The organism is Paenibacillus residui (assembly GCF_042677205.1).
Lineage (GTDB): Bacteria > Bacillota > Bacilli > Paenibacillales > NBRC-103111 > Paenibacillus_L > Paenibacillus_L residui.
The window spans coordinates 62,098-74,362 of record NZ_JBHTIU010000081.1 but is presented as its reverse complement, the minus strand read 5'-3'; the positions used below and the strand labels follow the sequence as shown (position 1 = coordinate 74,362).

General features: G+C 50.4%; 11 protein-coding genes. 3 read left to right on the top strand and 8 right to left on the bottom strand.

The genetic code is table 11. The features are described 5' to 3' along the window. Positions 1-2: 2 nt before the first annotated feature. Together ACFQ03_RS20055 and ACFQ03_RS20050 are read right to left on the bottom strand one after the other, a co-directional pair. Complete coding sequence (locus tag ACFQ03_RS20055; RefSeq protein WP_379290464.1) at positions 3-740, bottom strand: DinB family protein; 738 nt, start codon at positions 738-740, stop codon at positions 3-5. A 15-nt stretch (positions 741-755) separates the two neighbouring features. Continuing rightward, entirely contained in the window at positions 756-1,337 is a 582-nt protein-coding gene (locus ACFQ03_RS20050) for a hypothetical protein (RefSeq protein WP_379290462.1), read from the bottom strand. A 287-nt stretch (positions 1,338-1,624) separates the two neighbouring features. Between ACFQ03_RS20050 and ACFQ03_RS20045 the strand changes: the two genes are divergently transcribed. Further along, positions 1,625-1,762: an alpha/beta fold hydrolase gene (locus ACFQ03_RS20045; protein ID WP_379290460.1), complete on the top strand. Its 138-nt coding sequence runs from the start codon at positions 1,625-1,627 to the stop codon at positions 1,760-1,762. On the opposite strand, the gene fabF is transcribed toward ACFQ03_RS20045, so the two are convergent. Continuing rightward, positions 1,759-2,997, bottom strand: a complete 1,239-nt coding sequence (gene fabF / locus ACFQ03_RS20040; RefSeq protein ID WP_379290458.1) for a beta-ketoacyl-ACP synthase II — start codon at positions 2,995-2,997, stop codon at positions 1,759-1,761. The genes ACFQ03_RS20045 and fabF overlap by 4 nt on opposite strands. A gap of 139 nt (positions 2,998-3,136) precedes the next feature. Between fabF and ACFQ03_RS20035 the strand changes: the two genes are divergently transcribed. Both ACFQ03_RS20035 and ytaF read left to right on the top strand, forming a co-directional pair. Beyond that, positions 3,137-3,979, top strand: coding sequence for a helix-turn-helix transcriptional regulator (locus tag ACFQ03_RS20035; RefSeq protein WP_379290456.1), 843 nt, complete (start codon positions 3,137-3,139; stop codon positions 3,977-3,979). 866 nt (positions 3,980-4,845) lie between these two features. Beyond that, positions 4,846-5,445 (top strand): sporulation membrane protein YtaF, encoded by a 600-nt coding sequence (ytaF, locus tag ACFQ03_RS20030; protein WP_144938476.1) that lies wholly within the window; start codon positions 4,846-4,848, stop codon positions 5,443-5,445. A gap of 811 nt (positions 5,446-6,256) precedes the next feature. Here the strand turns inward: ytaF and ACFQ03_RS20025 are convergent. The 5 genes from ACFQ03_RS20025 to ACFQ03_RS20005 form a co-directional block, all read right to left on the bottom strand. Continuing rightward, the gene (locus ACFQ03_RS20025) at positions 6,257-7,747 is read right to left on the bottom strand and encodes a DUF4179 domain-containing protein (protein ID WP_144938473.1); all 1,491 of its coding nucleotides are present in this window, start codon (positions 7,745-7,747) and stop codon (positions 6,257-6,259) included. Then, positions 7,741-8,304 carry an RNA polymerase sigma factor gene (locus tag ACFQ03_RS20020; RefSeq protein WP_379290453.1) on the bottom strand — a complete coding sequence of 188 codons (564 nt, stop codon included), beginning with the start codon at positions 8,302-8,304 and terminating at the stop codon, positions 7,741-7,743. Before ACFQ03_RS20020 ends, ACFQ03_RS20025 begins: the two co-directional genes overlap by 7 nt. Positions 8,305-8,372: 68 nt before the next feature. Next, positions 8,373-9,248 carry a polysaccharide deacetylase family protein gene (locus ACFQ03_RS20015; protein ID WP_379290451.1) on the bottom strand — a complete coding sequence of 292 codons (876 nt, stop codon included), beginning with the start codon at positions 9,246-9,248 and terminating at the stop codon, positions 8,373-8,375. A 122-nt stretch (positions 9,249-9,370) separates the two neighbouring features. Beyond that, complete coding sequence (locus ACFQ03_RS20010) at positions 9,371-10,441, bottom strand: hypothetical protein (RefSeq protein ID WP_144938464.1); 1,071 nt, start codon at positions 10,439-10,441, stop codon at positions 9,371-9,373. A 10-nt stretch (positions 10,442-10,451) separates the two neighbouring features. Then, on the bottom strand, positions 10,452-11,882 hold the full coding sequence (locus ACFQ03_RS20005) for an MBOAT family O-acyltransferase (protein WP_379290449.1): 1,431 nt from the start codon (positions 11,880-11,882) through the stop codon (positions 10,452-10,454). Between the last annotated feature and the right edge of the window lie 383 nt (positions 11,883-12,265).

The following is a 12,265-nucleotide window of genomic DNA, read 5'->3' as shown; positions in this document are numbered from 1 at the left end:
CGCTAACCATTCTTTGTACAGGCACGGTATACTTCGACGGTCTGCTTCACAATGGCCACATGTTCACGTTCGTGTTCAACGAAGCGGCGCAGCATTTTCCGGGGAGTCCATATCTCTCTGGGTTTCTCTGCCTGAAATTCCCCTTGTCTCAACTCTGCAGGCAAAGACAGCAGTGTATCAACCGCCCGCTCCATCACCCAGCGCATGCTCTCCCACGTTTCCTCCGGCCAAGGCTCGGGAAGGATTTCGGCAACCTTGTCCCAGCCCAGAACCCGGGTCAAATACCAGCCATGACAATTCCTGACGTGGTGCAAATTTTGCCGGATCGTTCTTTTTCCAGAGGGCGGCTGCCAATCCCAAGCCGTCTCCGGCAACCCGGCTACCGTCTCCAGCAGCTCTCTTCTGGCATAACCGAGACGGCGAACGGCCGCAGCTATATCTTGATCCGTGACCGGAGTATAATCCGCTTCAAACAAACCGACGGCCGCTCCGGAAATTCGAAAATCAGGGATTTCATACTGCTCTCCTAATTGAACCGTAATTTCGTTAATGCCCGCAGGCGAGAGTACAGGTTCGCCATGACGGCTCAACCATTGTTGGAATTTAACAATTTCGGATGCTGCTTTACCCAGCACATTTTGCGGGGTGTCCGCCAGCCAAATGCATCCCGTTTCCGAAAGGCAGTGGCCCATCCAGGGTCCGCCCCTCCTCCCATCCATATCGATGCGGAAATGATTCATTCACCCGGCACCATCCTACTCAACAACCTTGAAATCAATTTCGGCCTTTATCCGATATTCTTCATTCTCTCGCCCAGCCTTATCCAATTCTATCCAAAATTCGGCAACACCGTCAACTACATAGTACCCGGCAGGAAACCCGCTGTCCCACAACTTCTTTGTGAAGGCGATGTATTGAGGGTCATCCTCCTGACCATATCCGCCGCTCCCCTTATAGTCCTCCCGGATGGGCTCTCCCTGCTTGAGAGTTGTGCTGACAAGCGGCTGCGGCATACTGTATTCAATGCTGTAGCCCCGGGTTTTCTCCGTCATCGGAAAATAGAATGGCGATGCCGCATGGTAAATCGTGACCTCTTCCTTATCGCCTACGTATTCCAGCTCCGCATACAGAACGACCGGTTCCCCCTCGCGATATTCCGGTTTTTCCGTAACAAGACGATAGACGAAATCCCCTTCCTTCACCTCGTCCTTCTGCCGATTGATCTCTTCATAGGGGTTCGGGGCCGACGACGGCCTGCGCTCTGTTTCTTCCGAAGACCGACACCCCGTTATGACCAGAAGCACAATAACAAATCCTGACAAAAATAGTCTTGTCATCCAACATCACCTCACCTATTACAACGTAAACTTTCCTACATAAGTTGCGGTGTAAATATAAGCTGGCGGCGGGTCCTACTCCGGAGCTTATCCTAAACGCGGTATGCTCGCCATTTTATACTCTCAAAGATGTGAGCTATTTTTTGAAATCCAAAGCCTTTGAAGAAGGGCAGCGCCATATTTGGAAATATTTAATGGAAAATTTTGATCTCCCGGCTTTGGGCACCCAATATCAAGCGCCTGTATTTTATATTCATGGCGAACAGGACTAGCAAACGCCCTATTCCTTGGCGAAACAATTCTTCCTCCATATTGAAGCGCCGCTCAAGCGGTTTTGCTCCGTTCCGGACGCCGGACATGTGACGATGCTGGATCAGAAGGAGAAATTTAACGACGTGATATTGGATATCTTGGAACAAATCTAATCCCTGTAAGCTTTCAGCACGATAACCGCATTATGCCCGCCGAATCCGAAGGAATTGGACAGGCCGACCGTGAGATCGGCCTTCCGTGCCGCATTGGGGACGTAATCCAAATCGCAATCCGGATCTCGGGATTCCTGATTAATGGTAGGAGGGATAATCCCCTCCTGCAGAGTCTTCACCAGGGCTACGGCCGCAGCGCCCCCGGCTGCCCCCAGCATATGGCCGAGCATCGATTTGTTCGCCGTTACCGGAACGCGGGAAGCTTGTTCACCCAGCAGCTTGCGAATCGCCATCGTTTCCGCCTTGTCTCCCACTTCCGTGCTGGTAGCGTGTGCGCTGATGACATCCACCTCTTCCGGACTTATTCCCGCCTCCCGAATCGCCTGCTTCATGGCCCGGTAAGCTCCCCGGCCTTCCGGATCGGAGGCCACGATATGATAGGCATCCGAGCTGGCTCCATATCCGATGACCTCGGCATAAATTCGAGCCCCCCGACGCAGCGCATGCTCCAGGGACTCGAGGACAAGCACCCCCGCTCCTTCGGCGATCACAAATCCGTCGCGTTCGGCGTCGAACGGGCGGCTGGCTCGCGCCGGTTCGTCGTTCCGCCGGGACAACGCTGTGGCATTGGCAAAGCTCGCCAAGGAGATTTCCGTAACCGCCGCCTCCGTACCCCCGGCAATGATGACATCGGCCCCGCCGCTGCGGATCAGTCGGAAGGCCTCCCCGATCGCCGTATTGCCGATGGAGCAGGCGGTGACGGGAGATAACGCCGGGCCCAATGCCCCGTACTTGATGCTGATCTGAGCAGCCGCCATATTGGCTATCATCATGGGCACCAACGTCGGGCTGATCCGCTCCGGCCCACGTTCCAGCAGCAGCGCATCCTGCTCCATTAAGGTCTGAAGTCCGCCGATTCCGGACCCTACATATACTCCGAGCCGCTCCGGATCAAGCTGCTCCGGCGAAAGAGAGGCATCATTCCAGGCCTGCTCGGCGGCAGCCAAGGCATATTGGCAGAAGCGGTCCAGCCGGCGCGCTTCCCTGCGGCCAAACCGCGCATCCGCATCAAACCCCCGGACCAGCCCGGCAATTTTAACCTTATGCCCGGTCGTATCAAAAGTATCAATGACGCTTATCCCCGATTCGCCCCGAACGAGACGGGACCAGTACGTATCCACATCATTCCCGAGCGGCGAAATGATTCCCACTCCCGTAATGACCACTCTGTTCATCGTGTTTCCCCTCCAACGTTAGATTTGCTGATTAAATTACTAATATCTTTCCACAGCCTTTATCCTATTACAAGTTATAGATTATCCTAGTATAATAACTACTATAATATTGGGATGGCCTAGGAAAGGAGGACGATTCGTGAATCGTCAGACAAGACTGCAAGCCCTGTCCGCATTTCTTAAATCACAGCGTGCCAAGATCCTTCCGCAAGCCGCAGGCCTTCCTGCGGGAACCCGCAGAAGAACTCCCGGCCTTAGAAGAGAAGAGGTCGCTCAATTGGCCGGAGTCAGCACGACCTGGTATACCTGGCTGGAGCAGGGCCGCGATATTAAAGTGTCGGCATCGGTGCTGGACTGCATTGCGGCCGCTCTGCAATTGACCGTGGATGAACGCAAATATCTGTTTGCGCTGGCCTTGGAGACGGGACCGGGGGCTTCCGCCCGGTTGAAGGAAGAACAGCCTCAAATCAATGCGTCACTAAGACGAATTTTGCAGGAGCTGCGCTTCTGTCCGACCATTATTTCCGACCGGCGGTGCCAGATTGTCGGCTGGAATCCGGCCGCTTCCCATGTCTTTCTGGATTTTGAACAAATAGCTCCGGAAGAACGGAATATGATCCGATTGTTATTCACCAGGAAAGAATTCAGGAGACTGGCCGTCAATTGGGTGCATTTTGTGAGAGGCTTTCTGGCAATATTCCGCGCCTACTACGGTCAATATGTGGAGGATGAATGGTACGAACAATTTCTGGAGGAAATGAGGGGAGTCCATCCCGATTTCGACGGGTTATGGAGACAGAGCGAGGTGAGCTCGGCCCCGGAAGTAGTGATTGAATTCCGGCATGCGAAAGCGGGCAAGATGCTGTTCCATCTCACCTCTTTGCAGGTTCAGGGCAATGCCGATTTGCGCTGCAGCATCTATACGCCCGATCCTGAATCTCCGACAGAATACAAGCTGAAGAAACTGATGGATAGTCAATGAAAATTTTAGAAGCCGTCCGCTTCCATTTTGAGTCGTTCGAGCCGGTGTCCGGATTGGATAACAAAGTGTTGCAGAAATCTCAACAGCGAACAAAATGTTCCTTTGGTCGAAAGCGGAATCGGCGGGCAGGACCGTAAAAGTCGCCCGGGCCGAACGGCTGGACAGGGTCCGCGGCGAGGAGACGAGCATGTTCCAACGGGGCAAGACTGCCCTGGCAAAGCCAATGCTGCAACTATCTGTTGAGGAAAAATCAACAAATTTGCTAAAATTGCAATCATTTTTGATGAGACAAGATGACTTTTCGACACATTCCCATATGATGTATTAAAAAAAGCTCCCAACGAAGCATCTTCGATGATGAATAACCCGGTTTTAGAGGTAGCTTTTTATGCCAACAGGAATCTTTGTTTACATCATATTAACGCTGTAAAGAACTTCAAGATTCCTATGTGGAAAAAAAAGCTCCCAACGAAGCATCTTCGAAGATGAATAACCCGGTTTTAGAGGTGGCTTTTTATGCCAATAGGAAGTCTTTGATTACATCGTATTAACGCTGTAAAGAACTTCAAGATTCCTATGTGGAAAAAAAAGCTCCCAACGAAGCATCTTCGAAGATGAATAACCCGGTTTTAGAGGTAGCTTTTTATGCCAATAGGAATCTTTGATTACATCGTATTAACGCTGTAAAGAACTTCAAGATTCCTATGTGGAAAAAAAAGCTCCTAGCGAAGCATCTTCGATGATGAATAGCCCGGTATTAACAGGTAGCTTTTTATGCCAATAGGAATCTTTGATTACATCGTATTAACGCTGTAAAGAACTTCAAGATTCCTATGTGGAAAAAAAACTTAAAGGAGTTTGTTGAAATGACATCATGGCTTATCATTGCGGCTTTAACCTTTTCGTCAAGCATTGATAATTTGGGTGTGGGACTGTCTTATGGCATACGTAATATTCGGATCAGCCTGCTGTCGAACCTGCTGATTGCCGTCATTTGTTTTCTCTTCAGCGTATGCGGCATTTATTTCGGACTGTGGATATCCCAAATTCTGCCCGGGATTCTTCCCGTAGTCCTCGGATCCTTCATCCTGGTCGTTATTGGAATCCGGATCATGCTGTTGGCCGTCCCCCGGAAAAATCAAAGCTCCAAGCACAAAGCGGAGGCCAAGGACCACGCCGCAGCCGTCCCTTCCCAAAGCATCGGCTTGGTTGAATCCATAGTGCTGGGCGTTGCCCTCTCCGCCAATGCCTTGACCAACGGAGTCGGCGCAGGCCTGCTCGGCTTCTCTCCGATTCTTATTTCTATATTGGCCGCAGTGGGCAGCTTCGTGACGGTCTGGGCCGGAGTCGCTTTTGGCGTAAAGCTGACTCACGTTCGCATCGGCCGGTTTACGATAGGACAGTTTGGAACGCTGATCAGCGGTTTTCTGCTGCTGCTGGTGGCATTCACCGCTCTTTTCAACTGACTAAGGGAGCTCTGGCTTACTGGGCTAAGCCGGCCTCTCACTCTGCTCATCATCCGTACCCCCCACGTGATTTCTATTGCCGACGATCTAACTGTATTTTATACAGGTAGATTCAAGGGAATGATAGAAAGTGATTAAAGTAAATGGAAAAACTACACTTAGAATCGGGGTTTTTGGCTGAAATCGCCCTTTTTCCACTAACTAGCTGTAGTTTTTCCAGTTAGTTTCCGGCTATCGCCCTTGATAGAGCAAACTAACTGTAGGAAATCCAGTTAGTTCCGGCTATCACCCTAGTTTTTCCAGTTAGTTTCCGGCCATCGCCCCTGATGGAGCAAACTAACTGTAGGAAATCCAGTTAGTTCCGGCTATCACCCTAGTTTTTTCCAGTTAGTTTCCGGCCATCGCCCCTGATGGAGCAAACTAACTGTAGGAAATCCAGTTAGTTTCCGGCCATCGCCCCTGATGGAGCAAACTAACTGTAGGAAATCCAGTTAGTTTCCGGCTATCGCCCTTGATGGAGCAAACTAACTGCAAGAAATCCAGTTAGTTCCGGCTATCGCCCTTGATGGAGCAAACTAACTGTAGGAAATCCAGTTAGTTTCCATCTACCACCCTTGATCACCCTAGTTTTTCCAGTTAGACCCCCATGTCTCGGACCGCGGCAACAGCAGATGATAAAAATAGACGGATTTTCAAGGCCGGACGTCCATGCCGCGTTCGCGGCATACACGCCTTATACCAAAAAAAACAGGCTTCCGCCATAAGCGAAGCCTGTTTTTTTGAATGTACTTTTTCATATCTTCTCTAATCTTTATCGAGGCAGTTCAATCGGAAGCTCCAGGTTCAGCGGAAGATAATCATCGACCCGATTCATCCCGATGTCATAGACATCTTGCTTGGGAGAAATGATGAGCGCTTCGTAGAAGTCGTCATCCAGTTCTCTGGCATACCCCGCATCGATCGGATTGCCGGCGGCACTCCATTTCCTCAGCTCGGGGTCATCCCATATAGCGACTTCCGCCGCGCTGAACCGAATGCCTAACCCGCTGCCGCCGGACGGCTCCTTCTTGATTTTCAAATGCAAATAGACGTCTTCATAATAGGCATCCGTTATGGTCAATGTTTTCCCCTTGAAAGAGACCTCCTTCGGGAAGGAATCGTTTGGAGAAATCGTAAACCTGGCGCTCGGCTCCCTTTCGGTCAGCAGGACTCCATTCAAATGAAGGGTAAGGCTCGTGACCGACTCGTCGAAATACGGTGAGGATGTGAAGACCAGCAGGTTTCCGTCCCCTCCCTGCCTATTTCTGGTGATATCGTGCGGGCTGTCGTAGGACAGCGGATAAATGCCGCCTTTATTATCAGTCAGATACGGTTCGGACCTGCCAAATGCCAGGTAATAATTCGAGAAGTCCGGAATTTTCACATCGAGATACGTATCGGTCGGCGTAATCTTGATCCTCTCCAGCACAAGCTCCTGCAGATCCGGATCGTCGTTCACAGCGATCGGTTGATTCAGCGGAATGATCCGGTCCTCCAGCCAGTCCGTATGTCTAAAAGGAACCTTGATCTCCAAAGTATCCACCAAATTGGAGCGATTTCCCAAAACACCGATATGAAAAGCAAGCTCCTCCGGCTTCCGGTCCAGAAACTTCTTAACGTCCTCCGGCTTCAAATCTATCGTATTGAAAATAATCTGCGTCGGCTCCTTCGCCTCATCGTCGGACGGAATCACCACGCCGCCTCCTCTGCTCTGGTCAGAAAGATCGGGAGCGGTGACGAAATAGGAATAAGCGTTCTCATCCACAGCATAAGTGCCGTCTTCTCTGGCGGAAGAATGTTCTGTAAGATTGTTCGACTTGATAAACACTTTATAAGTAAGCTTGTCATTGCTTAAATACACGTCGGTGATGCTGACGGTTATATCGTCGAACTGCTTCACGACCGGTTCGAACGGGCTGTAATGATGGGCTTTCGCATTCCGAACTCCATCTTCCCCGGGAATGAGATCCAGCCATTTCGCCGCAATGGAAAACCCGGGGATATCTTTGATCCATTCGGCAAAGGTCGGCGAAGCGTGCATGGCCCCCAGTGAGGTAACCACCAATATCGCACAGGCGGCGGCCGCTTTGGGAAGCACCCTCCTTCTGGTCCGATGTGCCCGCGGTGCCCATTCCTTGCTTCTCTGCTCGTACTTCGCGGGAACTTCTTTGGCAAATTGAAGGAGAGAGTCAGGAACCGGAACTTCATCTATAGAATTTTGCAATTGTTGCTTAAATTGCTGTTCTTCCTTCCTGTCTAACATCCGATCACCTGCTTGGGATTTAATGGTGTGGCCAGGCGGCTCAGCTTCAATCTCGCATTATGCAGCCGTGATTTGACAGTCCCTTTCTTGATGCCCAGGGCATCCGCTATTTCGTCTATAGACAGCTCCTGGTAATAGTACAAGACGATGACGGAGCGGTGGTGAATATCCAAGGACATGATCGTATTCCACAGCTCGGACCCCAGTTCCTTCTGCAGAACCTCCTCCATTGGAGATGCCTGTTCGTCAGGAAGCTGGACCTCGTCAATATCTCCCGATCGGCTGGCCAGCCTGGACCTTTGCCTGGCCAGATCAAGGGAACGGCATGCCGCCAAATGATTGAACCAGCTTGTAAAATTTCTTATCTTCTTTCCATTCATAATGGCTTGATAAGCTTCCATAAGAGCATTTTGCATAGCATCCTCCGCCAAATGGCCGGAACGCAAAATAGCGGACGCCGTCCGGTAGGCACGCCCCAACAGCGGCTCTACCAGCTGGAAGAAGGCCTCCTTATCTCCATCGCGGCATTGCCGTACCAATCGCTCTATATTATCCATTTGCTTCACCTTCCAATTAGACCTGCTCTATATAGGCGAACCAAACGAAAGATCGGTTCATTCATTTTTCAAGTTTGACTATATTTTTGCAAAATTTGAATCAAAGCTTCGGCAGTCATATAAGGCTCCCCCGCATTAATTCGGTATACAAGCTTATCTGTGGAGGAATTAATCCCTTCCCGGGTTGTAAAAAAGATGGGAATCCCGGCCTCCTCGGCTAATTCTACCGTCAAATCGGTATATTCGCCATAGGGAAAAGCTAACAGAGGCGTCTGCTCCCCGAGCTCATCGGCAATCCGCCGGTTCATAAACTCCAGATCACTCTTAATCCTTCGCTTGAACTCGTCATCGGTTTCCAACCTCTCTTTCTGTTCCAGGAACAGTTTATGAGTTAATGCCGATTCCACCCGATCGGTTCCCGTATTCGCCGTACGATGCAGGTTGTAGGTGTGGCTGTAAATTCCCATCCCATTCTGTTTCAGCTCCTTCATCTGTTCCCAAGTTAGATGGGGCTCCGCGTCCGGATAATAAGTGTCCGAATAAATTCCGATAATGAAATTGCTCGCCGTCACTCCGTGTTTTTGCAGAATGGGATATGCGTGAGTATAGAAATTTTCGTACCCGTCATCGAAAGTAATGACGACGGCATTGGCGGGGATCGGTTTCTGATTCAGGATGAACTCTACAAAATCCTCCATGGAGATAATCCGGTAGCCGTTATCTCTCATAGCCAGCAAATGAGCCTCAAACTGATCGGAACGGATCGTTGAGACTTCGTCCGCCGCTCCCCCTTCACCGGAATCGACCACATCATGATACAGCAGGACGATGGCCTGGTTTTCATACCAAATCGGGCCGACTTGCCGCATGGTCTCCGCCCTGCTCGCACAGGCTGTCACCGATAGTAAGACTAAAGTCAAGATCAGGATAACTATTCTTCGCATAATGGCCCCCTATAGATTTCTGGCTGTCAGAGTTTGATAATCTATAGGCGAACAGCACCCTCTGTCGGTTCAAAGCTTTAATAGGAATAAACGCATCCCGCCCCCATATCTTGTGAAAATAATCACGAATCCACGGGCGGTTTCGTAAAAATTCTCTCGCTGTGCTCCTTCACATTTTCCTTCGTCGTATAATGGCCAAGCTGTGGCGGGACGTAAACCGTTTCGTCTTGGAACATATAAGCCAGCATCATCCGGCCGACGCTGTTTCTATAATGCATGGAGTCGTAGAAATTTCTGGGGTCGGAGCTGATCGGCGTATAGCCCGAGAAATCCCAGAAGTCCGTTACTTCGGCGAGTGCGATCCAGTACTTCTTTAAATCCTCCAAAGAGTAGCTTGCCATCTCGGTATCGGAGGCGGCACCGGCCACGAAGGTGAAGCTGATCCCTCTTGCCTCGCAGTATTCCTTCATCCGCCTTAATGCCTTCACATTTTGATGCATGGCAGAGGCGTCAAGCCTCCCTATGGGAAGGGCATAATCGGGATGATTGGCCAGGAAGTCTTCGATGCTCCCCAGCTCTTCCGCATCCCTCTTCACTTTGTTATAAACTCCGTCCTCGGGCTTGATTTGGGTAAACTCGTCCGGATCTACGGCCCTTCTGGCCAAGCCCTCCAGCTTGGAGAGGCTGTATTTCGGATGAAGCGTTAAATAACGGAAATAAAATCCGGCGAGCGATTGTCCGGATACTTTGGCATGCAGGTTCTTCTTCGGATCGAAGCTCTCGGAATTGACGTTATAGTGGCTGATTTCCTGCAAGCTCATATGAAGAACGATGTGCTTGACTTCGTAATGCTCCACGAGATAATAGAGGGTTTTCTCATAATCGTGGAAGTCCCCTCCGTACATCAGCATGCTGTAAAATTTCGCATCCCCGTAGTATTGATTCAGCAGTGCCGGGTCCAGCGAGCTTGATTTCGAGCCCCCGATAATATAAGAATCATAACGTTCATGATACTGATCCAGGTAGGCAATCTTGGCGATACGGGGATTATTCACCATATTATAAGAATGCCATCTCAACAGCTTGTCCCCGAACACGCCAAACGGGTCCACAGCATAATTGAAGAGACCGAGCAAGACGGCGGCAGCCAGCATAGCGCCGCTGAAGAGAACTGCCCACTTACGGAATGTCATGATCCCCACCTCAAAATTGGAAGTATAGAAAATCGGATACCTCTGTCATATGGAACAAAGCGAGCGTAAACAAAACCGCCGCCCAGACCGCATGCTTACGGCTCGGAACGAAGTTTTCCGTCATTTCTCTCGTATTTTTGGCAAACAAGGCGATGCCTATGGCTATGATCAGCAGAAGGATGGGATACAAGTTAAAGGCGGCAAAAGAAGCCAGCCGCATCCCCCCATCCGCAGCGTCCAAAATGTCCCGGAAGGAAAACAGCTTGCGGAAGATTTCCATGCTCTGAGTCAACCCGGTCGAGACGAATAATATTCTCGTTCCCACAACCCCGGCGAAGGTCAGCCCCCAGGCCAGCAGAAAAGGAAGGCGCAGCTTATTTCGGGTCATACAATGGGCGGCGCAAACGAAAATGCCGTTGATGAGCCCCCATAGGACAAAATGCCACCCCGCCCCATGCCAAATCCCCGAAACAAGGAAAGTCACGAGCACAGCCGTATAGAACCTTCCGCTTCCGGCCTCTTTCCGGTAGAGGCTGCGGAAGATGTAGTCGCCAAGAAATCTGGACAGCGTCATATGCCATTTCTGCCAATACTCCCGGAAATTTCTCGCTTTGTAGGGCGAGTCAAAGTTGTGCGGCAGCCGGATTCCGAATAACCATCCCAGGCCGATTGCCATATCCGCATAGCCCGACAAGTCGAAATAATACGACAGAGTGTAGCTGAGAACCGCCGTCCATCCCGTCGGCGCATCCGCTCCCGGCAGGTCGGCCAGGAAGCCTTCCGCATAGGCGGTTAACGGATCGGCCAGCACCAGCTTCTTGGCGCAGCCGATAGAGAACAGAAACATGCCCAGCATAACTTCAGCCTGGTTAAAGAACCGCCTCCTGTGCTGATTCAGTTGGGGAATAATTTCACCGTGATGAACGATCGGCCCGACGATCAATTGCGGGAAGAAAGTAATAAATACCAAATAATCGATGACCGAATGCTCCTCCACCTTGCCTCTATAGCAGTCCGCCAGATAAGCAATCAGTTGAAAAGTGAAGAAGGAAATGCCGAGCGGCAGAACTATGGACTTCAAGGCGAGCGATTCGCCGGTGAGTGCGTTAACATTTTCGATAAAAAAATTGGTGTATTTATAGTAGCCTAACAACGCCAGATTTTGAGCCAGCCCGATGGCGAGCAGAATTCGCTTGGACCGGTGCTGCTTATTGTCCGATACGTGCAGCCTGCGAATTCTGCTGCCCAGAACATAGTTGAAGAGAATGACCCCCGCAAACGACAGCACGAACTCGGGGCTTCCCTGGGCATAAAAGTAGAGGGAGACCGCCACCAGCCACAATTTGGACAAGGCATCCTTCTTCCAGAAGAGCAGCAGCCGGTAAACGAGCAAAGTCACGGGGAGAAATACAAATATGAAGCTGTAGGATGAAAAAATCATAGGAAAGACCCCTTAAACAAGGATAAACAGCTATCGCCGTCCTTTGGACAGGCGCGATGTAATAACCCCGGGTGTTGCCCGGAGACGTCTCTCATTATAGACGAGCAGCAGTTATGGCTGGTTCATCTGCGTTTCTTACGGTGACGGGTATTTTCATAGAATTTATGGAAGGAGATTAGGAATAAATGCCGATAGATGATAGATTTCCGGGGAGGGCCGATGGCCGGGAACGCTAGTAGTTGAAAATAATAGAAATTGAGAAATGCGCTTAGTGCGAAGGTCGTGCCAGATACGTATACATACAGCAAATACTTATTACAGACAAGTATAAAGGAGGGAGATGAAATACTAGATGATTAGCGGAACCTCTTAAACTATCGGCA

Excerpts from the sequence above, each read along its gene's own strand:
- ACFQ03_RS20055 (WP_379290464.1), bottom strand. The coding sequence starts at position 740 with ATGAATCATTTCCGCATCGATATGGATGGGAGGAGGGGCGGACCCTGG.
- ACFQ03_RS20050 (WP_379290462.1), bottom strand. The coding sequence starts at position 1,337 with ATGACAAGACTATTTTTGTCAGGATTTGTTATTGTGCTTCTGGTCATA.
- fabF (WP_379290458.1), bottom strand. The coding sequence starts at position 2,997 with ATGAACAGAGTGGTCATTACGGGAGTGGGAATCATTTCGCCGCTCGGG.
- ytaF (WP_144938476.1), top strand. The coding sequence starts at position 4,846 with ATGACATCATGGCTTATCATTGCGGCTTTAACCTTTTCGTCAAGCATT.
- ACFQ03_RS20025 (WP_144938473.1), bottom strand. The coding sequence starts at position 7,747 with ATGTTAGACAGGAAGGAAGAACAGCAATTTAAGCAACAATTGCAAAAT.
- ACFQ03_RS20020 (WP_379290453.1), bottom strand. The coding sequence starts at position 8,304 with ATGGATAATATAGAGCGATTGGTACGGCAATGCCGCGATGGAGATAAG.
- ACFQ03_RS20015 (WP_379290451.1), bottom strand. The coding sequence starts at position 9,248 with ATGCGAAGAATAGTTATCCTGATCTTGACTTTAGTCTTACTATCGGTG.
- ACFQ03_RS20010 (WP_144938464.1), bottom strand. The coding sequence starts at position 10,441 with ATGACATTCCGTAAGTGGGCAGTTCTCTTCAGCGGCGCTATGCTGGCT.
- ACFQ03_RS20005 (WP_379290449.1), bottom strand. The coding sequence starts at position 11,882 with ATGATTTTTTCATCCTACAGCTTCATATTTGTATTTCTCCCCGTGACT.